Annotated in this window: 17 protein-coding genes and 1 tRNA gene; 10 read left to right on the forward strand and 8 right to left on the reverse strand. The window is 59.9% G+C overall.

Going from position 1 to position 19746, the window contains the following annotated elements:
• Positions 1 to 80: 80 nt before the first annotated feature.
• From EDY99_RS13565 to yejF, 4 genes are read left to right on the forward strand one after another with little or no spacing between them, the layout of a single operon-like run.
• On the forward strand, positions 81 to 1892 hold the full coding sequence (locus EDY99_RS13565; protein ID WP_089192033.1) for an extracellular solute-binding protein: 1812 nt from the start codon (positions 81 to 83) through the stop codon (positions 1890 to 1892).
• A 9-nt stretch (positions 1893 to 1901) separates the two neighbouring features.
• On the forward strand, positions 1902 to 2996 hold the full coding sequence (locus EDY99_RS13570) for a microcin C ABC transporter permease YejB (RefSeq protein WP_033643818.1): 1095 nt from the start codon (positions 1902 to 1904) through the stop codon (positions 2994 to 2996).
• Complete coding sequence (locus tag EDY99_RS13575) at positions 2993 to 4018, forward strand: ABC transporter permease (RefSeq protein ID WP_060660448.1); 1026 nt, start codon at positions 2993 to 2995, stop codon at positions 4016 to 4018. The genes EDY99_RS13570 and EDY99_RS13575 overlap by 4 nt, the downstream gene beginning before the upstream one ends.
• A 1-nt stretch (position 4019) precedes the next feature.
• The gene (gene yejF, locus EDY99_RS13580; protein ID WP_033643820.1) at positions 4020 to 5630 is read left to right on the forward strand and encodes a microcin C ABC transporter ATP-binding protein YejF; all 1611 of its coding nucleotides are present in this window, start codon (positions 4020 to 4022) and stop codon (positions 5628 to 5630) included.
• Positions 5631 to 5638: 8 nt separating this feature from the next.
• Here the strand turns inward: yejF and EDY99_RS13585 are convergent, their stop codons facing one another.
• The 3 genes from EDY99_RS13585 to rsuA all read right to left on the reverse strand — a co-directional run bounded on the left by EDY99_RS13585 (position 5639) and on the right by rsuA (position 8530).
• On the reverse strand, positions 5639 to 5983 hold the full coding sequence (locus EDY99_RS13585; protein WP_004935763.1) for a YejG family protein: 345 nt from the start codon (positions 5981 to 5983) through the stop codon (positions 5639 to 5641).
• 595 nt (positions 5984 to 6578) lie between these two features.
• Positions 6579 to 7775, reverse strand: a complete 1197-nt coding sequence (locus EDY99_RS13590) for a Bcr/CflA family multidrug efflux MFS transporter (protein WP_033643821.1) — start codon at positions 7773 to 7775, stop codon at positions 6579 to 6581.
• A 41-nt stretch (positions 7776 to 7816) separates the two neighbouring features.
• A complete protein-coding gene (rsuA, locus tag EDY99_RS13595; protein ID WP_033652527.1) occupies positions 7817 to 8530 on the reverse strand; it encodes a 16S rRNA pseudouridine(516) synthase RsuA in 714 nt (237 codons plus the stop codon).
• Positions 8531 to 8846: 316 nt separating this feature from the next.
• Between rsuA and EDY99_RS13600 the strand changes: the two genes are divergently transcribed.
• Both EDY99_RS13600 and rplY read left to right on the forward strand, forming a co-directional pair.
• Positions 8847 to 10604, forward strand: coding sequence for a DEAD/DEAH box helicase (locus tag EDY99_RS13600; protein WP_033652526.1), 1758 nt, complete (start codon positions 8847 to 8849; stop codon positions 10602 to 10604).
• A gap of 162 nt (positions 10605 to 10766) precedes the next feature.
• Positions 10767 to 11051 carry a 50S ribosomal protein L25 gene (rplY, locus tag EDY99_RS13605; RefSeq protein ID WP_004935776.1) on the forward strand — a complete coding sequence of 95 codons (285 nt, stop codon included), beginning with the start codon at positions 10767 to 10769 and terminating at the stop codon, positions 11049 to 11051.
• A gap of 84 nt (positions 11052 to 11135) precedes the next feature.
• Here the strand turns inward: rplY and yejK are convergent, their stop codons facing one another.
• Positions 11136 to 12143: a nucleoid-associated protein YejK gene (gene yejK, locus EDY99_RS13610; RefSeq protein WP_033652525.1), complete on the reverse strand. Its 1008-nt coding sequence runs from the start codon at positions 12141 to 12143 to the stop codon at positions 11136 to 11138.
• 211 nt (positions 12144 to 12354) lie between these two features.
• Here yejK and EDY99_RS13615 point away from each other — a divergent pair, with 211 nt between their 5' ends.
• The 3 genes from EDY99_RS13615 (at position 12355) to EDY99_RS13625 (ending at position 14528) form a co-directional block, all read left to right on the forward strand.
• Entirely contained in the window at positions 12355 to 12582 is a 228-nt protein-coding gene (locus EDY99_RS13615) for a YejL family protein (RefSeq protein ID WP_004935782.1), read from the forward strand.
• A gap of 9 nt (positions 12583 to 12591) precedes the next feature.
• Positions 12592 to 14373, forward strand: a complete 1782-nt coding sequence (gene yejM, locus EDY99_RS13620) for an LPS biosynthesis-modulating metalloenzyme YejM (RefSeq protein WP_033652524.1) — start codon at positions 12592 to 12594, stop codon at positions 14371 to 14373.
• A gap of 78 nt (positions 14374 to 14451) precedes the next feature.
• Positions 14452 to 14528: transfer RNA gene (locus tag EDY99_RS13625), tRNA-Pro, on the forward strand.
• A 137-nt stretch (positions 14529 to 14665) separates the two neighbouring features.
• Here the strand turns inward: EDY99_RS13625 and maiA are convergent.
• Genes maiA through EDY99_RS13645 form a run of 4 tightly spaced genes read right to left on the reverse strand, consistent with a single transcriptional unit; the run spans position 14666 to position 18454 of the window.
• Positions 14666 to 15310: a maleylacetoacetate isomerase gene (gene maiA, locus EDY99_RS13630; protein WP_123061843.1), complete on the reverse strand. Its 645-nt coding sequence runs from the start codon at positions 15308 to 15310 to the stop codon at positions 14666 to 14668.
• Positions 15311 to 15330: 20 nt separating this feature from the next.
• Positions 15331 to 16032 carry a fumarylacetoacetate hydrolase family protein gene (locus tag EDY99_RS13635; RefSeq protein ID WP_033652522.1) on the reverse strand — a complete coding sequence of 234 codons (702 nt, stop codon included), beginning with the start codon at positions 16030 to 16032 and terminating at the stop codon, positions 15331 to 15333.
• A gap of 15 nt (positions 16033 to 16047) precedes the next feature.
• Positions 16048 to 17085, reverse strand: a complete 1038-nt coding sequence (gene gtdA / locus EDY99_RS13640) for a gentisate 1,2-dioxygenase (RefSeq protein ID WP_123061844.1) — start codon at positions 17083 to 17085, stop codon at positions 16048 to 16050.
• A 19-nt stretch (positions 17086 to 17104) separates the two neighbouring features.
• A complete protein-coding gene (locus tag EDY99_RS13645; RefSeq protein WP_033643830.1) occupies positions 17105 to 18454 on the reverse strand; it encodes an aromatic acid/H+ symport family MFS transporter in 1350 nt (449 codons plus the stop codon).
• Positions 18455 to 18579: 125 nt separating this feature from the next.
• On the opposite strand from EDY99_RS13645, the gene EDY99_RS13650 reads away from it, so the two are divergent.
• Positions 18580 to 19491, forward strand: coding sequence for a LysR family transcriptional regulator (locus EDY99_RS13650; protein ID WP_047574301.1), 912 nt, complete (start codon positions 18580 to 18582; stop codon positions 19489 to 19491).
• Positions 19492 to 19746 lie beyond the last annotated feature (255 nt).

The raw sequence follows: 19746 nt of genomic DNA on the forward strand, positions 1-19746 counted from the left end.
ATCTTTACCCTGCGCCCGCCCGAAGAATGCTATGCTGGGCGCCGGTTGTACTTTATTCCACAGCAGGAGCTTACCGTCTGATGTCCGTGCGCATTTTCGCTGCTCTGGTGCTCTCGGCACTGAGCTTCGCCTCGCAGGCCGAAGCCCTCAACGAAAGCTACGCTTTCGCCCTTCTCGGTGAACCGAAATACGCCGCCGACTTCAGCCATTTCGACTACGTCAATCCGGCGGCGCCCAAGGGCGGCGACGTGCGCCTGGCGGCCATCGGCACCTACGATAACTTCAACCGCTTCGCTACCCGGGGCGTGCCCGGCGAGCGCACGGATCAACTTTACGACACGCTGTTCGCAACGTCCGACGACGAACCCGGCAGCTTTTATCCGCTGATTGCCGAATCGGCGCGCTTCCCGGCCGACATGCGTTGGGTGGAAGTGGATATCAACGCCCGCGCGCGTTTCCACGACGGCAGCCCGATCACCGCCGCCGACGTGGCCTTCACCTTCAGCAAATTCATGGCCGAGGGCGTGCCGCAGTTTCGCTCCTACTACAAAGGCGTCACGGTCAAAGCCATCTCTCGGTTGACAGTGCGCATTGAATTCCCGCAGCCGAACAAAGAAGCGATGCTGTCGTTATTCGGCAGCCTGCCTATTCTCCCGGCCGCCTTTTGGCAAAACCATAAGCTCAACGAGCCGCTCAACACGCCGCCGCTGGCCAGCGGCCCGTATAAAATCGGCGATTATCGCCTCGGCCAGTACATCACCTATCAACGGGTGCGCGACTACTGGGCCGCCAACCTGCCGGTGAACCGCGGCCGCTATAACTTCGACAGCATTCGCTACGATTATTATCTGGACGATAAAGTGGCGCTGGAAGCGTTCAAGGCCGGCGCTTACGATTTCCGCATCGAGCCGTCGCCCAAGAGCTGGGCCACCCAGTATCAGGGCGGCAACTTCGCGCGCAACTACATCATCAAACAGGACGAGACCAACCAGGCGGCGCAAAACACCCGCTGGCTGGCGTTCAACATCCAAAAACCGCTGTTTGCCGACCCGCGCGTGCGCGAGGCGATCACCCTGGCTTTCGACTTTAACTGGATGAACAAGGCGCTGTATTACAACGCCTATCAACGCGCCGACAGCTATTTCCAAAACACCGCCTACGCCGCCCGCGGCTATCCGGACGCCGCCGAACTGGCGCTGCTGGCGCCGCTCAAAGGCCAGGTGCCGCCTGAGGTGTTCACCAGCATCTATCAACCGCCCGCCTCCGACGGCAGCGGCAACGATCGGCAAAATCTGCTGAAGGCGACCCAACTGTTGCAAGAGGCCGGTTGGGTGGTCAAAAATCAAAAGTTGGTCAACGCCAAAACCGGCCAGCCGTTCGCCTTTGAGCTGATGCTGCTGAGCGGCAGCAACTTCCAGTACGTGTTGCCGTTCCGCCACAACCTGCAGCGGTTGGGCATCGATATGGCAATCCGCGAGATCGACGCCTCGCAATATACGCGCCGCATGCGCGAACGCGACTTCGATATGATGCCGACGGTGTACATGGCGATGCCGTTCCCCACCGCCAATTTACGCATCATTTGGGATTCGGAGTACATCAACTCCAGCTATAACACCCCCGGCGTCAAAGACCCGGCGGTCGACAGCCTGGTCAGGCAAATCGCTGAGCATCAGGGCGACGAAAAAGCGCTGCTGCCGCTCGGCCGCGCGTTGGATCGGGTGTTGACCTGGAACCGCTACATGCTGCCGATGTGGTACTCCAACCACGACCGCTACGCCTATTGGGACAAGTTCTCCACGCCGCCGATCCGCCCGGCCTACGCCATCGGCTTCGACAACTGGTGGTACGACGTCAACAAGGCGGCGCGCTTGCCGGCTCAACGGCAATAAGGAGTCGGCATGGCGGCCTATCTGATACGCAGACTGTTGCTGGTGATCCCCACGCTGTGGGCGATCATCACCATCAACTTTTTTATCGTGCAAATCGCCCCCGGCGGCCCGGTCGATCAGGCCATCGCCGCCATCGAACTGGGTCAAGGCAGCGGTTTCGGCAGCGGCGGGGTCAATGAAGGCCTGGGGCACGCCAGAGCCGGCGTCCCGGCCGCGACCGAAGGGCAATACCGCGGCTCGCGCGGCCTGGATCCGGAGGTGATCGCCGAGATCACCCAGCGTTATGGCTTCGATAAACCGCTGCACGAACGCTACTTCACCATGCTGTGGAACTACATGCGTTTTGACTTCGGCGACAGCCTGTTTCGCGGCGCTTCGGTGATGCAACTGATCGGCCAAAGCCTGCCGGTCTCCATCACGCTGGGCCTTTGGAGCACGCTGATCATCTATCTGGTGTCGATCCCGCTCGGCATCCGCAAGGCCGTCCACAACGGCAGCGCGTTCGATACCTGGAGCAGCACGCTGATCATTATCGGCTACGCCATTCCGGCGTTCCTGTTCGCCATCCTGCTGATCGTGCTGTTCGCCGGCGGCAGCTATCTCGACTGGTTCCCGCTGCGCGGCCTGGTCTCCAGCAACTTCGATACCCTCTCGTGGCCGGCGAAGATCGCCGACTATCTGTGGCACATCACGCTGCCGGTGCTGGCGACGGTGATCGGCGGTTTCGCCACCCTGACCATGCTGACCAAAAACTCGTTCCTCGACGAGATCCGCAAACAGTACGTCACCACCGCCCGCGCCAAGGGCCTGGACGAGAAAAAGATCCTGTACCGCCACGTGTTCCGCAACGCCATGCTGCTGGTGATCGCCGGTTTTCCGGCCACCTTTATCAGCATGTTTTTCACCGGCTCGCTGCTGATTGAGGTGATGTTCTCGCTCAACGGCCTGGGGCTGCTGGGTTACGACGCCACGCTGCAGCGCGACTACCCGGTGATGTTCGGCACGTTGTATATCTTCACCCTGATCGGCCTGCTGTTGAACATCCTCAGCGATATCACCTATACCCTGGTCGATCCGCGCATTGACTTCGAGGCCCGCCAATGAGCCGCCTTAGCCCAATCAATCAGGCGCGCTGGGCGCGTTTTCGCCGCAACCGCCGCGGTTACTGGTCACTGTGGATCTTTCTGGCGCTGTTCACGCTCAGCCTGGCCGCCGATCTTATCGCCAACGACAAACCGCTGTTGGTGCGTTATGAAGGCCGGCTATACCTGCCGTTTATGATCAACTACAGCGAAACCACGTTCGGCGGCGAACTGAACACCGAAGCCGACTATCAGGATCCGTTCGTCCAGCGCCAAATCGACCAGCATGGCTGGGCGATCTGGGCGCCGATCCGTTTCAGCTACGACACGATCAACTTCGCCACCGAGGTGCCCTTCCCCTCCCCGCCTTCGCGCCATAACCTGCTGGGTACCGACAGCAACGGCGGCGACGTGCTGGCCCGCGTGCTGTATGGTTTTCGCATTTCGATGCTGTTCGGCCTGGCGCTGACGCTGTTTTCCAGCCTGATCGGCGTGTGCGTCGGCGCGACACAGGGGTATTACGGCGGGCGTTTCGATCTGTGGGGGCAACGCTTTATCGAAGTGTGGTCGGGCATGCCGACGCTGTTTCTGATCATTCTGCTGTCGAGCATCGTCCAGCCCAATTTCTGGTGGCTGCTCGGCATCACTATTCTGTTCGGCTGGATGAGCCTGGTGGGCGTGGTGCGCGCCGAGTTCCTGCGCACCCGCAACTATGACTATATCCGCGCCGCGCGCGCCATGGGCGTGCCGGATCGCGTGATCATGTCCCGCCACATGCTGCCCAACGCCATGGTGGCGACGCTGACCTTCCTGCCGTTTATCCTCTGCGGCTCGATCACCACCCTGACGTCGCTCGATTTTCTCGGCTTCGGTCTGCCGATCGGTTCGCCGTCGCTCGGCGAACTGCTGCTGCAAGGCAAAAACAATCTGCAGGCGCCGTGGCTCGGCATCACCGCCTTCCTGGTGCTGGCAGTGCTGCTGTCGTTATTAATCTTTATCGGCGAAGCGGTACGCGACGCCTTTGACCCCAGCAAGGCGCATTGATATGGCTACACCTCTGCTCGCCATCCAGGATCTCAGCATCGCCTTCCGCCAGGGCGACGCCGTCACGCCGGTGGTCAACGAACTCTCTTTGCAGATAGCCCCGGCGGAAACGCTGGCGCTGGTGGGAGAATCCGGCTCCGGCAAAAGCGTCACCGCCCTGTCGATACTGCGACTGCTGCCCGCGCCGCCGGTGGTTTACCCTGGCGGCGATATTCTGTTCAACGGCAACTCGTTGTTGCATGCGCCGGAGGCTGAACTGCGCAAGGTGCGCGGCAATCAGATCGCGATGATCTTTCAGGAACCGATGGTGTCGCTCAATCCGCTGCACACCATTGAGAAGCAACTGGCGGAAGTGCTGATGCTGCACCGCGGCCTGCGGCGCGAAGCCGCACGCGCAGAGATCGTCGACTGTCTGGAGCGCGTCGGCATCCGCCAGGCCAAAACCCGGTTGCAGGACTATCCGCATCAGCTCTCCGGCGGTGAACGCCAACGCGTGATGATCGCCATGGCGGTGTTAACCCGCCCGAAATTGCTGATTGCCGACGAACCCACCACCGCGCTCGACGTAACTATCCAGGCGCAGATCCTGACGCTGTTGCAAGAATTGAAACAAGAAATGGGCATGGGGTTGCTGTTCATCACCCATAACCTGAATATTGTGCGCCGTCTGGCGGACAACGTGGCGGTGATGCGTCAGGGCCGTTGCGTGGAGCAAAACGGCCGCGCACAGCTGTTCAGCCGGCCGCAGCATCCCTACACACGGCAACTGCTGGCCGCCGAGGACGTCGGCGAACCGCTGCCGCTGCCGGCCGCAGCCAGCGCGCGCCCCGGCGATGAGCGGCCGCTGCTCAAGGTGGAAGATCTGCAGGTGCGATTCCCCATTCGGCGCGGCCTGCTTCGCCGCACGGTGGACTATCACTATGCGTTGAAGTCATTGAGTTTCGAACTGCGCGCCGGAGAAAGCGTGGGGCTGGTGGGGGAATCCGGATCGGGTAAAAGCACCACCGGGCTGGCGCTATTGCGTCTGCTGGCCTCGCAGGGGGCCATCTGGTTCGACGGCGAACCGCTCCACCCGCTGACGATGAAACAAATGCTGCCCTACCGCAGCCGGATGCAAATCGTCTTTCAGGATCCGTATTCCGCCCTCAACCCGCGCCTGAACGTACAGCAGATCATCGCCGAAGGGCTGGAAGTGCACCAGCGGCTGAACGCCGAGCAGCGCGAACAGCGCGTGATCGAGGTGTTGCAGGAGGTCGGCCTGGATCCGCAGCTGCGCCACCGCTACCCCACCGAGTTTTCCGGTGGCCAGCGCCAGCGCATCGCCATCGCGCGTGCGCTGATCCTGCAGCCGCAGTTGCTGATCCTCGACGAGCCGACCTCTTCGCTGGATAAATCGGTGCAGGCGCAGATCCTGACGCTGCTGAAATCGCTGCAGCAACGCCACCGGCTGGCTTATCTGTTCATCAGCCATGACCTGCAGGTGGTGCGTTCGCTGTGCCACCAGGTGATTGTGCTGCGACAGGGAGAAGTGGTTGAGCAGGGAGACTGTCGGGCGATTTTCGCGGCGCCCGCAGCCGACTATACCCGACAACTGTTGCAGTTGGCGGATTAGCGGCGAATTCAGAAGGGGTATTGCGCGCTGAGCGGTTCGGCGATCGCGGCGCCGACGTTTTTCAGGCGGCACATCGTCGCGCTCTCATCGCTGCGCTGCACGAACAGGCAAGGTTCCCCTTCCCATTCGACGATCGCGCAGTCGACCTGAATCTCCTGCAACGACAGATTAAGCTGTTGCATCACCTGCCAGGCCTCGGCCCCTTCATGGCTGAGCAGCTTCAGCCCAATCAGGTTGTTATCCTCGTCTATTCCGTTAAACGGAATCGGTTCGACCTTTACGCCGGTGAAACCGGATAGCCAACGATAACTTTGCGGCAAGCGATGCACTACCGAAAGTTGGATACTCTCCACATGAAATCCCTAGTTTGAAAAGGTGAAACACTTTTACCTGACAGGGTTACTAAGTTATAGCCGTTGACTCCCGACTCTGCCGCGCACAAATGTTATTTAAATGTAAATTTTGCCGCAAGCCATTAACCTGACCCCGTGCTTGCCGATGCCGTGCCATTTTTTGGCGCGCCGTGCGGTGTTATTTCACGGCATTTTGCGACTCAGCTCGCATTTTTGCGTTATATGTAACCCTTTCCCGCAGCGATCTCAACTCTTTTTTCTTGCAATGCGACTACTTTTTCGTCGCCATATTTTTACATTGAAGAAACATTTCACCCGTCGCGTTAGCGCACCGTCCTCCGCTAATACCTTGATTTACATCACCCCTAATGCAAACCGCCCGCACCGACCCGCCGGCAAAACGCCGCGCATACCGGAGGATATCGGGCAGCTCAGCGACGGTATTTTTTAACAAAAAGCACACAGAAGGGTAAATGCCCCATTAATTAGCAGGCATATGTTTGGCAACAAAATTTTCATTGCCGGTTGCACCGCAAACTGGCAAGGCGCAACCCTGTGACGGCTCGGGGCAACTTCGCCCCGAACCAGGAGAACGTCAGGCTGCGCGATCGCGCGGCCGGCTGGCGTACAGATAGAACAACACCGCCACAATGCTGCACAGCGCCATCGAAGTGACCATCGGCCAGGCGCTCTTGCCCGGCGCCATCGACAGAACCGCGCCCACCAGCGCGCCGATGCTGAACCGCAACGTGCCGGCCAGGGAAGACGCGGTGCCCGCCATATGCGGAAAATCATCCAGGATCACCGCCATGGCGTTGGAGGAGATCATCGCGATGCACCCCAGATAGACCGCTACGCCGATCACCAGCGCCCAGAAGCCCAGCCCGACGGCGCTCACCGCCAGCAGCCACAGCCCCATCGCCAGCTGCACCAGCAGCCCCAGTTTGAACATCTTGACCGCGCCGAACCGCCGCACGTTGCGGCTGTTGATCAGCGTCGTCAGGAACAGGAAGACGATATTCAGCGCAAAGTAGTAACCGAAGTGCTGCGGCGAAACATGGTTCAGTTCGATGTAGACGAACGGCCCGGCGCTGAGGAACGAGAACATGCCGGCGAACGAGAAGGCGCTGGCCAGCATGTAGCTCAGCACCCGCTTGTGGCGGAACAGCGAACCGAAGTTGCCCAGCGTAGTGCGCAGGTGGAACCGCTGTCGACGCTCTTTCGGCAACGTCTCCTTGATGAACAAGGCCACCAGCAGTGAACCGATCAGCGCCGCGGCGCCCATGGTCCAGAAGATGGCATGCCAGTTGAACCACAGCAGCAGCGCCCCGCCGATCATCGGCGCCAGCAGCGGCGCGATGGTCATCACCAGAATGACGAACGACATCATGCGCGAGAACTCGTCCTTGGTGAACATGTCGCGCATCAAGGCGTTGATCACCACGCTGGCAGCGGCGGCGGCCAGTCCGTGCAAGAAACGCAGTCCGATCAGCTGATCGATCGACTGCGCCATGGCGCAGGCGCAACCGGCGATGGCGAAGATCAGCGTTCCCCACAGGATCACCGGTTTGCGGCCGATGCTGTCCGACATCGGCCCATAGAACAGCTGCCCGAAGGCGAAGCCGAGCATATAGGCGCTGAGCGTCATCTGCACGCTGCCGGACTCGACGCCAAACTGGGCGGCGATCACCGGCATGCTGGGCAGGTACATGTCGATGGCCAGCGGCATCAGCATGGACAGCAGGCCCAGAATGAAAATCAAACCGAGATGAGAGGTTCGGTTCTGTTGCACGTTCCACGACTCCTTAATCGGCCGCAATCAATGATCGGTTATCAGTCCTGCAGGTGCGGCGCGCCCACGCTGGCGATCTCTTCTTCGGTCAGTGGGCGGTATTCGCCCGGCGCAAGATCGTCATCCAGCACGATGGCGCCGATGCGCTCACGGTGCAATTCGATCACCCGATTGCCGACCGCAGCGAACATCCGCTTCACCTGGTGGTAGCGCCCTTCGCTGATGGTCAGGCGCACCACATGCTCGTCAACCTGCTCCAGCGTCGCCGGCCGCGTCAGATCTTTCTCGTTGTGCAGTTGCACCCCTGCGGCGAAACGCTGCGCGGTGTCTTCCGCCAGCGGGTGCTCCAGCGTCACCAGATAGGTTTTCTCGCAGTGGTGGCGCGGCGAGGTAACGCGGTGCGACCACTGGCCGTCGTCAGTCATCAGCACCAGCCCGGTGGTGTCGATATCCAGCCGCCCGGCGGCGTGCAGTTTGTACGCGACCGGCTCATCGAGGAAGTACAGCACCGTCGGATGATCGGGATCGTCGGTGGAGCAGACGTAACCCTGCGGTTTGTTAAGCATGAAATAGCGCGGGCCGTTCTGCTGCTGCAGCGGATTGCCGTCGAACGCCACCTCTTGTTCCGGGGTCAGTTTGACAGCCCCGCTCTTCACCACCTCACCGTCTACGGTGACGCGTTTAGCCCGAAGTTCGCGCGCGACCAGCGCACGGCTGATGCCTAACTGCTGAGATAAAAACTTGTCCAATCGCATGGGATCTGCTTTGCCTGTCGTTGTTATGATCGCATTGATCGTATTGCCAAAATATGACGCCCGCCGTTGCACCGGGTGCAAATGGCAGGCTCAGGGGGGAAATCGCGTGGGGGCACAGCGATTGCTGTCACACGAGTATAGCGGCACAACGCGCTGCCCGACAGGGGTAATTTTCACGCTTCTCGCACCGCGCGCGCTCAGAAGGCATAATATAGACATTTCTCGGTCGCCCGGGGCGTAAAATGTCAGCGTTTCTGTGGCAACAGCGCTGACAAACCTAACCCCCGCGGCCCATTCCAACCTACGGCGTTCATTTATGGCCTTTACCCTACGCCCCTACCAACTGGAAGCGGTCGAAGCCACCATCAACCATTTCCGGCGGCATCCCGAGCCGGCGCTGATCGTGCTGCCGACCGGCGCCGGCAAAAGCCTGGTGATCGCCGAGCTGGCGAAACGCGCCCGTGGGCGAGTGCTGGTGTTGGCGCACGTCAAGGAACTGGTGGCGCAAAACCACGCCAAATACTGCGCCTACGGCCTGGAGGCGGACATCTTCGCCGCCGGGCTGCAACAAAAAGAGAGCGCCGGCAAGGTGGTGTTCGGCAGCGTGCAGTCGGTGGCGCGCAACCTGCCGCTGTTCGACGGCGCCTTTTCGCTGCTGATCGTCGATGAATGCCATCGCATCAGCGACGACGACGACAGCCAGTACCAGCAAATCATCCAGCACCTGCAGAAAACCAACCCGCAATTGCGGCTGCTGGGGCTGACCGCCACGCCGTACAGGCTGGGCAAAGGCTGGATTTATCAGTACCACTACCACGGTTTCACCCGCGGCGACGGCGCCAGTCTGTTTCGCGACTGCATCTATGAGCTGCCGCTGCGCTACATGATTAAACACGGTTTTCTGGTGCCGCCGGAGCGGCTGGATATGCCGATCGTGCAATACGACTTCAGCAGGCTGGAGGCCAGGAGCAACGGCCTGTTCAGCGAAGCGGACCTGAACCGTGAGCTGAAACGGCAAAACCGCGTCACACCGCACATCATCAGCCAGATTGTGGAGTATGCCGACGATCGCAAAGGGGTGATGATCTTCGCCGCTACCGTCGAGCACGCCCGCGAGATCCACGGCCTGCTGCCGAACGGCGAAGCCGCGCTGGTCAGCGCCGAAACGCCGCCCGCCGAGCGAGATGCGCTCATCGAGGCGTTCAAACAGCAGCATCTGCGCTATCTGGTCAACGTGGCGGTGTTAACCACCGGCTTCGACGCGCCGCACGTCGACCTGATCGCTATCCTGCGCCCCACCGAGTCCGTCAGCCTGTATCAGCAGATCGTCGGGCGCGGGCTGCGTTTGGCGCCCGACAAAAAGGATTGCCTGATCCTCGACTACGCCGGCAACCCGCACGATCTGTTTACGCCGGAGGTCGGCGTCAGCAAGCCGCACGGCGACAGCCAGCCGGTGCAGGTGTTCTGCCCGGCCTGCGGTTTCGCCAACCTGTTCTGGGGCAAGTGCACCGAAAACGGCGACATCATCGAACACTACGGCCGCCGCTGCCAGGGCTGGCTGGAGGACGACGACGGCCACCGCGAACAGTGCGATTACCGCTTCCGGTTCAAGAGCTGCCCGCACTGCGGCGCGGAGAACGACATCGCCGCACGCCGCTGCCATCAGTGTCAGGAGGTGTTGGTCGATCCCGACGACATGCTGAAGGCGGCGCTGAAGCTGAAAGACGCGCTGGTGCTGCGCTGCGGCGGCATGGAGTTGCAAAGCGGCCGCGACGATAAGGGCGAATGGCTGAAGGCCATCTATTACGACGAGGACGGCACCAGCACCAGCGAGCGCTTCCGCCTGCAGACGCCGGCGCAGCGCAAAGCGTTCGAGATGCTGTTCCTGCGCCCGCACCAGCGCGCGCCGGGCGTGCCGTTCGCCTGGCACACCGCCGCCGACGTGCTGGCGCAACAGCAATCGCTGCGCCATCCGGATTTCGTGGTGGCACGCAAGCGCGGGCAGTTTTGGCAGGTGCGTGAGAAAGTGTTCGATTATCAAGGCCGTTTCCGCCGTGCCAATCAGTTGGCCTGAGCGAACGGCCCTCAATCTGGGCAGGTTTTCGTTGCCCTGCGGGCGGCTTTCCGTTAAAATGCCGCGCGCTTTACCTGGGCCTGCCCAGCGTTAAAGCGGAATTCCGAACTTGCTACTTGGGTCGCCTGTAGCAGGGTAAATTTTCTTTTAAGAGAAAAAACAATGTTCACTATCAATGCAGAAGTACGTAAAGACCAGGGTAAAGGTGCGAGCCGCCGCCTGCGTGCAGCAAACAAATTCCCAGCTATCGTTTACGGTGGCAAAGAAGCTGCAGTTTCCATCGAATTGGATCATGATTCTGTCAAGAACATGGAAGCTAAACCAGAATTCTACAGCGAAGCAGTAACTCTGGTTATCGACGGTAAAGAAACCAAAGTTAAGGTTCAGGCTGTACAGCGTCACCCGTTCAAGCCAAAACTGGCTCACATCGACTTCGTTCGCGTTTAATCGCTACGTTTTCGAACCTTTCGGGACGCCGAAATAAAGAACGCCGCAATTGCGGCGTTTTTTATTGTCTGCGATTCGGCAAGCTTACTTGCCGCTGCCGGTCCGGCGTTGCAGCTGATCGCGCAGGTTCGGCGGCGTGCCTCTGATGGTCAGCGTGTCGGTGGCCGCATCCCAGAAAATGCGCTCGCCGAGCAGCATGGCGTCGAAGTTCAGACTGATACCGCCGCCGCTGCCGGCGAATTTGGTCAGCTGACGCAGCGTGCCGCGATCCGCCGGGAAGCTCTCTTCCAGCTCATACCCTTGCTCGCTGGAGAACTGCATGAAGTCTTTCTCGCCGACCGGCGACAACTCCTGCGACAGCGCCTGCAGTTCGATCTCTTCGCCCGCCTGCAGCTGTTCGTTGCAGTAGCTGTACACCTGCTGGCGCACCGACTGGCGCTCATTCTTGTCCAGCTGCGCGTCGGCGCAGTAGTCGTCCACCGCCTGCAGCAGCCCGCGGTTTTGCGCCTTGGTGTCCAACCCTTCGGACGCTGCCAGGAAATCCATGAAGAAGTCGGCGACCTTACGGCCCACGCGCCCGCGCAGGAAGGTCAGATAGCGGGTCGATTCCGGGTTGGTTTCCCACTCGGTCAGATCGATGCGCGCAACGATATCGGCGTTGTTGATGTCCAGATAGTGCGTAGTGTTGATATCCAGCTCTTCGTTGACGCGCATGCTGTTACGGCTGTTCAGCACCGCGATCAGCAGGTACTCGACCGCCAGATAACGGTATTGACCGAACAGCACCACGCCGCCTTCGGCGAATGGATACTTCGCCAGTTCGTCGCGCAGACGGCCGGTCGCCGCGCGGCTGAAAGCCAGAAAGTCCTTATCGTCCTTGCGGCAAGTGCGCAGCGCTTCCGCCAGCTCGCTGCCCTCGTTGAACAAGCCCAGGGCCTTGCTCTTGGCGCTGTAGACGCGATGCAGTTCCGCCATCATTTCTTCCACCGCCGCGTTGGTGGGAAGCAAGGAATCGCGCAGCACCACGTCCAGCGTTTGCTCGTCGCGTTTCACCAACTGGTGCAGAGCGATCTGGTCGATATCCAGACTCATGGTAAATCCTCCTGTTCTTTAGGCGCGTATTCAAACACTGAAGGCCCCGCCCTGCAATACTAAAAAACCGCGGCAAACCGGAAAGGCGCAGCGGTGAGCGGCCCCGTCGTGGGCGAACCCTTTCCCGAATGACAGGAAGTGATAAAAGAGCGGAAAATCACTGTCCTATACGGTAAGATAGGGCACTTTGCAGATTACTAAGCGCAATTTTATGCCACAATCATCCCGTTACAGTGACGAACACGTTGAACAACTGCTCTCAGAGCTGGTCAATGTTCTGGAAAAACACCATACCCCCACCGATCTTTCCCTGATGGTGCTGGGCAATATGGTCACTAATTTGATCAACACCAGCGTTGCCCCCGCGCAGCGGAAAACCCTGGCGAGATCGTTCGCGGAAGCCCTGCAGGCTTCTGTCCGTGAAGATAAAGCGCATTAATATTTATTTATGGTGACAAACCGTCAGCGTTATCGTGAAAAAGTCTCCCAGATGATCAGCTGGGGGCACTGGTTCGCCTTATTCAACATCCTGCTCGCCCTTGGGCTGGGCAGCCGCTACCTGTTTGTCACCGACTGGCCCGCTTCCCTGCTGGGCCGGGTCTATGCCCTGGTCAGCCTACTGGGGCATTTCAGCTTTATCGTGTTCGCCGGCTATTTGCTGGTGATCTTCCCGCTCACCTTCGTGGTGATGTCGCAGCGGCTGCTGCGATTTATTTCCGCCGCGCTGGCCACCGCCGGGCTCACGCTGTTGCTGGTCGACAGCGAGGTGTTCTCCCATTTCCACCTGCACCTCAATCCGGTGGTGTGGGATCTGGTGGTCAACCCGGATCAAAGCGAGCTGTCGCGCGACTGGCAGCTGATGTTTATCTGCGTGCCGGTGATCTTCCTGGTGGAGATGCTGTTCGGCACCTGGAGCTGGCAGAAGCTGCGCAGCCTGAACCGCCGCCGTTTCGGCAAGCCGCTGGCGGCGCTGTTCATCAGCGCCTTTTTCGCCTCGCACCTGATTTACATCTGGGCCGACGCCAACTTCTATCGCCCGATCACCATGCAGCGGGCCAACCTGCCGCTCTCGTACCCGATGACCGCGCGCAAGTTCCTCGAAAAACACGGCCTGCTCGATCAGCAGGAATATGAACGCCGCCTGGTGCAACAGGGCAATCCGGAAGCGGTGGCGGTGGAGTACCCGCTCAGCGATCTCAGCTACGGCGATAAAGGCAGCGGCTATAACCTGCTGATGATCGTGGTGGACGGCATTCGCGCCAAAGACGTGGCGCAGGATATGCCGACGCTGACGCGTTTCGCCCAGGAAAACGTGCGCTTCAGCGATCACTACAGCTCGGGCAACCACGCCGACACCGGACTGTTCGGCCTGTTCTACGGCATTTCCCCGACCTATCTTGACAGCGTGCTCGCCGGCCGCAAGCCGTCGGCGCTGATCAACGCGCTCGGCGAGCAGGGTTACCAACTGGGGCTGTTCTCGTCCGACGGCTTCAACGCCAGCCTGTACCGTCAGGCCCTGTTGACCGACTTCTCGCTGCCGACGCCAGCGCCGCAAAGCGACGCGCAAACCACGCAGCAATGGCAACGCTGGCTGACGGATCAGGGCGACAAAGAGCCGTGGTTCTCCTATATCAACTTCAGCGGCGCCGAGCCGGCCGAAGGCGCTAAAACTCCGGCGCCGGCCGATTTTATCCAACGCTATCGCACCGGCGCTCAGGACGTGGACGCCCAGATAGCCCAGGTGCTGGACACCCTGAAACAGCGCGGCCTGCTGGATAAAACCGTGGTGGTGATCACCGCCGAGCACGGCGTCGAGTTCAACGACAGCGGCAAAGGCCAATGGGGCGCCGGCACCGCCTTCAACCAGGCGCAGCTGCAGGTGCCGCTGGTGATCCACTGGCCCGGCACGCCGGCGCAGACCATCAACAAGCTGACCGGCCATAACGACGTGATGCGTACCTTGATGCAACGGTTGCTGCACGTGAAAACCGCGCCGAAAGACTATTCGCAGGGCGAAGACCTGTTTACTGCCCAGCGCCGCAACAACTGGATCGCCACCGGCGATGGCAACCAGCTGGTGATCACCACGCCGACGCAGACGCTGATGCTGGACAACAGCGGCAACTATCGCGTCTACGATCAGAACGGCGATGAAATAAAAGACGAGAAACCGCAGCTTGCTCTGTTGTTGCAGGTGCTGACCGATGTAAAACGCTTTATCGCCAACTAACTGCTTAAAACTAAAGCAATCAAGTGGTAAGGCGCTTGCATAAACATCGAGAATCGGTAGTATGATTTTTCATAGCGTCGGCATGTAGCGCAGCCTGGTAGCGCACCGTCATGGGGTGTCGGGGGTCGGAGGTTCGAATCCTCTCATGCCGACCAAATTCAAGAAAACCTGCTGTAACAGCAGGTTTTTTTCGTCTGTACGTGAGAGGATGAGAGCGCAGCCGCTGCCCCCCTGCCTCCCCCAACGATCATTGCGCGCCTCGCTTTCGCGACGGCCTTTCTCTTTACCAGGCTCAGGCTGAGATTTTGTCTTGTTGGTTTTCGGGCGCTGCGGCGATGAACGCCGGGAGCTGGGTACAGGCGTCGTAAATCGCTTTACAGCGCGGGTACCCGTTCAGATCGCACCCCATCCGCAGGGCATTCGCCCACTGAGGGATCAGGCAGCAATCTGCCAACGTCGGGCTGCCGCCAACGCAGAAGGGCCCTGGCGGCCTCTGGAGCAACAGCTGTTCCACGGCGCTCAGCCCTTGCCGGATCCAGTGCGCATACCAGCGTTTTTTCTCTTCCTCACTCACCTTCAGCTCTTCACTCAGGTAGCGTAACACCCGTAGGTTATTGACCGGGTGAGTATCGCAAGCGATGACATAAACGATTTCCAGTACCCGGCTGCGCGCCGGATCGGCCGTCGGCAACAGCGGCGACTGGGGGAAATGGCGATCCAGCCAGTCGGTAATCGCCAGCGACTGGCTGAGAGACTCGCCGTCGTCCGTGAGCAGCGTCGGCACCAGCCCGACCGGGTTCATACGCCGATAAGCCAGCTCATTCTGCTGCCCGATGCGAATATTGACGCCCACCGTCTGGTAATGGATACCTTTCAGCGCCAGCGCAATGCGCACGCGGTAGGACGCAGAGCTATTAAAAAAGCTGTACAGCTTCATCATTCACCTCAGAATCAGCCTCAGACAATCTTCACGGCGATAGGGGTAAGCCCCTCTACATTCCCGGTAATCACATCGCCTTTCACCACCGCCCCCACCCCTTCCGGCGTGCCGGTAAAAATCAGATCGCCGGGCTGCAGCTCAAAAAAGCCGGACAGATAGCTGATGGTTTCATTCACCGACCAGATCAGATGACGGATGTCGCTGCGCTGACGATCGCTGCCATTGACCTGCAGCCAGATAGGCGCATGGTTGACGTCTGCGCTGTCGCCGGCTTTATGCAGTGGCGCGATGGGCGCAGAGAGATCGAACGACTTGCCGATTTCCCATGGGCGCCCCATTTGACGCATGTCCATCTGCCGATCGCGGCGGGTCATGTCCAGGCCCGTGGCATATCCCCAGATATATTCATGCGCGTTTTCCAACGGAATATCGCTCCCCCGTTTGCCAATCGCCACCACCAGTTCGATTTCGTAGTGATAGTTGTCCGTTTGCGCCGGATACGGCAGCGCCAGCGTTTCGCCGGCCGCCACCGGCACCACCGCATCGGCAGGCTTGCAGAAGAAGAACGGCGGCTCACGATCCGGATCAAAGCCCATTTCGCGAGCATGGGCGGCATAGTTGCGCCCGACGCAGTAGACACGGTGCACGGGGAACTGTTTATCACTCCCCACGACTGGAACAGTCACGGGGGCTGGCGGTGCAAATACGTATTGCGTCATTTTGTCTCTCCCAAATTAATAACGTGCTTCACGGAACAGCCCCAGGGCTTCCTGAACCGGCCGGTCCGAAAAACTGAATAACACAGTGTCTTCATCCACCTGAAACGACACGTCGAACCAGGTCGGCGCCACAAAGATATCTTTTGCCGAAAAGTGAAGGGTTTCGTTGCCGATGCTGACCTGGCCGCGCCCTTCCACCACGTGGTAGAGGGTGCTGTCCGTGGTGCGCGCCTTTCGTGAGGAAAAGCCTTTCGGCAACAGTTGCAGGAAGGCGCCCATCGAGGGCATGGGATAGCCGCCGGTCACCGGATTGACGTAGCGCATCTTGTAGCCGTCCCACTCGTCGGCGTCCCCCATGCGGGTGAGGTCGTACAGCGTTTCGCGGCTACGATCGTAGCGGTAGTTGAAAATGGGCGATGAGTTGCCTTTCTGATGGCGCAGCGGCAGCATATTGGCCGCATAACGCGGTAAATAGTCCCCCTCCCGGCGCGTCACGGGCTGCTGTTCTTGCGGATAGTCTTCCGCGAAACCGCAGCCCAGCAGGTTCACCAGCGGCAAATCCAGCCCGTCCAGCCATACCACCGGCTCAGCGCCGGGATTGCCGTGATCGTGCCAGCGCCACTGCGGCGTCAAAATGAAGTCGCCTTCATGCATTTGCGTTCGTTCGCCGTCAACGGCGGTAAACGCCCCTTTCCCTTCGACGATAAAACGCAACGCGGACTGATTATGGCGATGGCTCGGCGCGATTTCACCCGGCATGATCAACTGCAATCCGGCGTACAGCGTCGGGGTGATGGCGGCTTGTCCGCGCAACATCGGGTTTTCCAGCACCAGCACGCGGCGCACTGCTTCTTTGGCGCCAATCAACTCGCCGCTGGCCAGCAGGTGCGGGCGAATCTCCTGATAGTTCCAGTAAGCCGGGGCGCAGTTTGCATTCGGCGTTGACGGTACCAGATGGTGCAGCGACTCCCACAACGGGGTCAGGTTCTGCCCGGAAATCTGCCGGTAAAACTGCTGGCGGCTGGGGTTAACATCCTGATGGCATTCAGGCATAGGGATTCTCCTTTTTCATTCACGACGCTGCGCGAGGCAACGTGTCAGGGGCTGGGGCAGACAGACGAACGACAGCCGTCAGCAGCATTAACATCACCGTACTGAGCGCCGCCGGAAGGGCAATAATGAAAAATAGCGTATCGAATGAGAAATTCATCGCCATCATCACGCCGCCGGAAAGCGAGCCGACAATCGCGCCGCAGCGGCCAATGGCATTGGACCAGCTGACGCCCGTCGCTCGGCTTTGCGTCGGATAGAGCGTGGCGGTCAAAGCATTCAGCCCGACCTGCGACCCGCTGATGCCGATGCCGGTGCCGAAGATGGCCAGCGCCATTTGCCACAGGCCGTTCTCGCTCAGGCCAATCATGACGATACACACGGCGCCCAAGGCGTAGCTCACCGCCAACACCCGGAAGGGATTGCATTTGTCCATCAACACGCCCAGCCCCAGCGCGCCCACCGTGCCGCCTATCTGGAAAGCGGCGGTTACCCAGGAGGCATGCCGCAGATCAATACCGCGGTGGTTAAGCAGCGTCGGCATCCAGCTGGAGAGCAGGTAGATGATCAACATGCTCATGAAAAACACCGCCCAGAGCATGAGGGTGATGCGCAACTGGCGGCCGGCGAACAGCGGGCTGATGCTGCCTTTGGCCGCCGTGGCGGCTTCGTTCAGATAAAAATGGGCCTCTTCATCCCACTCGCCAGTCATGGCGCTGACCGTTTTGGCAATCACCTTTTGCGGCAGTTGGCGGCGAATCTGCCAGCGCGGGGATTCCGGCAGGGCAAACAGCAGCGCCGCAAAGAGCATCAACGGCAAGACGCCGCCGAGCACCAAAATGCCGGACCACCCCACCCTCGGCACCAGTTGGGCGCTGACGATCCCGCCCAGGGCCGAACCGAGCGTGAAACCGCAGAACATCAGCGTGACCAGCGCGCCACGGCGGCGAGCGGGCAGATATTCAGAGGTCATCGTGATGGTGTTCGGCATCGCGCCCCCCAGGCCCAGGCCGGTGAGAAAACGCAAAACGACCAGCGTTTGCAGATCGGGGGAGAAGGCCGAAATCAGGCTCAGCGCGCCAAACAGCGCCACGCAAAGTTCGATGACGCGCTTGCGGCCAAAGCGGTCAGAAAGCGGGCCGCAAAGCAGCGCGCCCGCCGTCAATCCCAGCAACCCCGCCCCAAACAGCGGCGCCAGCTCACCGGCGGACAGTTGCCACTGGGCGCGGATGTCGGGCGCGATGAAACCAATGGCGGCGGTGTCAAAACCATCGAGCATCACCACCAAAAAGCAGCAGAGAATGACGCGCCACTGCGTCTTGCCGATAGGGGCTGCGTCGATCAGTGCTTGTAAATCACGCCGTTGAGTCATAGTGAGCGCCTCGGAGCAGGTAGGGAGATGTCTGTGTTGTTTTAGGTATGTTACGAATTTGTATCTTTAGCGATAAAATGTACAATGGCTTTTCGGGCGGAGACATAACCGGATGGTTATAACAAATGGCGAACTGGGCGCAGAAATTGAAGCTGCACCATCTGCAAATGTTGGTGGCATTGGGTGAACAGGGTAATCTGACCCACGTTGCGCGGCTGATGAACATCTCCCAACCCGCTCTGTCAAAATGGTTGTCGCAGCTCGAAGATGAGATTGGGCTCACGCTCTTTGAGCGGCATAGCAAAGGGCTACGCCCCTCCGAGGGGGGGAAATTGCTGCTTCAGCATGCGCAGCGTTTGATCAATGATCTGGAGCGTTCGCAGTCTGAAATCGCCCGCTTTAAGCAAGGCGGGCTGGTGGGAAGCCTGAAAATTGGCTGCTCGCCGGTGGCGACCGACTGCGTTTCGCAGGCCATATTGAGCCTGCTGCAAGAAATGCCGACGCTGCATCTCAATATTGAGGAAAAGGTGATGACCCCCCTGCTGCACGATCTGCTCGCGGGCGCGGTGGATGTCGTCGTGGGCCGCGTCGGGGGGCGGGCGCTGCAACTGCCGCTCAACTATCAAGTGCTCTACACCGAACCGGTATGCTTCGTTGCCCGCCCTCACCATCCGCTGGCAAAATCCGCCTCCCTCACCTGGCACGATCTCACCCACTGGCGCTGGATAGTCTGGCCGACCGGCACGCCAATCCGCCTCAGCATCGATAATGCGTTGGCAGATAACGGCGTGATGCTGCCTGAAAACACGGTTGAATCGGCATCGATGAACGTCAGCACCAACCTGCTGCAAAGCAGCGACATGATCTCCATTCTTTCACTACGGCTGGCGCAGCGTTATGCCAGCCAGGGGCAACTGGCGATCCTGAACCTGCCGAAGATAGAGCAGAAAGGCAGCGTGGGTGTTTTCTGGCGCAACAGCGAGCCGCCTTTTGCCGCACTGAGCCGCTTTTTGCAGCTGCTGACGCAGGCCAGATAAAAACCGGCCCCCGCCCCGGTTGTGGCTACCCTTAAATTCCGTAACAACCTGCGCAGCGACTTTTCACGGCCACGGTTTGCTGTGCCCTTCGTTCTTGATTGACACTGCGTGAACCAGGCAATATATTCATTAGCAATATTAATGGATTAGGGTAAAATCCTCTCTTCCCGCCGAACAGGCCATCAGCATTCTCCGCAAAACTTGGCGTGGCGCTCTCGCCAGCCGGGCACGCAGGGGGGAAGGCGTTGTTGTCTT

It is taken from the genome of Serratia sp. LS-1 (genome assembly GCF_003719595.1).
GTDB classification, from domain to species: domain Bacteria; phylum Pseudomonadota; class Gammaproteobacteria; order Enterobacterales; family Enterobacteriaceae; genus Serratia; species Serratia ureilytica.

Excerpts from the sequence above, each read along its gene's own strand:
- yejF (WP_033643820.1), top strand. The coding sequence starts at position 4,020 with ATGGCTACACCTCTGCTCGCCATCCAGGATCTCAGCATCGCCTTCCGC.
- yejM (WP_033652524.1), top strand. The coding sequence starts at position 12,592 with ATGGTGACAAACCGTCAGCGTTATCGTGAAAAAGTCTCCCAGATGATC.
- rplY (WP_004935776.1), top strand. The coding sequence starts at position 10,767 with ATGTTCACTATCAATGCAGAAGTACGTAAAGACCAGGGTAAAGGTGCG.
- EDY99_RS13635 (WP_033652522.1), bottom strand. The coding sequence starts at position 16,032 with ATGACGCAATACGTATTTGCACCGCCAGCCCCCGTGACTGTTCCAGTC.
- rsuA (WP_033652527.1), bottom strand. The coding sequence starts at position 8,530 with ATGCGATTGGACAAGTTTTTATCTCAGCAGTTAGGCATCAGCCGTGCG.
- EDY99_RS13575 (WP_060660448.1), top strand. The coding sequence starts at position 2,993 with ATGAGCCGCCTTAGCCCAATCAATCAGGCGCGCTGGGCGCGTTTTCGC.
- EDY99_RS13645 (WP_033643830.1), bottom strand. The coding sequence starts at position 18,454 with ATGACTCAACGGCGTGATTTACAAGCACTGATCGACGCAGCCCCTATC.
- maiA (WP_123061843.1), bottom strand. The coding sequence starts at position 15,310 with ATGAAGCTGTACAGCTTTTTTAATAGCTCTGCGTCCTACCGCGTGCGC.
- EDY99_RS13565 (WP_089192033.1), top strand. The coding sequence starts at position 81 with ATGTCCGTGCGCATTTTCGCTGCTCTGGTGCTCTCGGCACTGAGCTTC.
- gtdA (WP_123061844.1), bottom strand. The coding sequence starts at position 17,085 with ATGCCTGAATGCCATCAGGATGTTAACCCCAGCCGCCAGCAGTTTTAC.
- EDY99_RS13570 (WP_033643818.1), top strand. The coding sequence starts at position 1,902 with ATGGCGGCCTATCTGATACGCAGACTGTTGCTGGTGATCCCCACGCTG.
- yejK (WP_033652525.1), bottom strand. The coding sequence starts at position 12,143 with ATGAGTCTGGATATCGACCAGATCGCTCTGCACCAGTTGGTGAAACGC.
- EDY99_RS13615 (WP_004935782.1), top strand. The coding sequence starts at position 12,355 with ATGCCACAATCATCCCGTTACAGTGACGAACACGTTGAACAACTGCTC.
- EDY99_RS13600 (WP_033652526.1), top strand. The coding sequence starts at position 8,847 with ATGGCCTTTACCCTACGCCCCTACCAACTGGAAGCGGTCGAAGCCACC.
- EDY99_RS13650 (WP_047574301.1), top strand. The coding sequence starts at position 18,580 with ATGGCGAACTGGGCGCAGAAATTGAAGCTGCACCATCTGCAAATGTTG.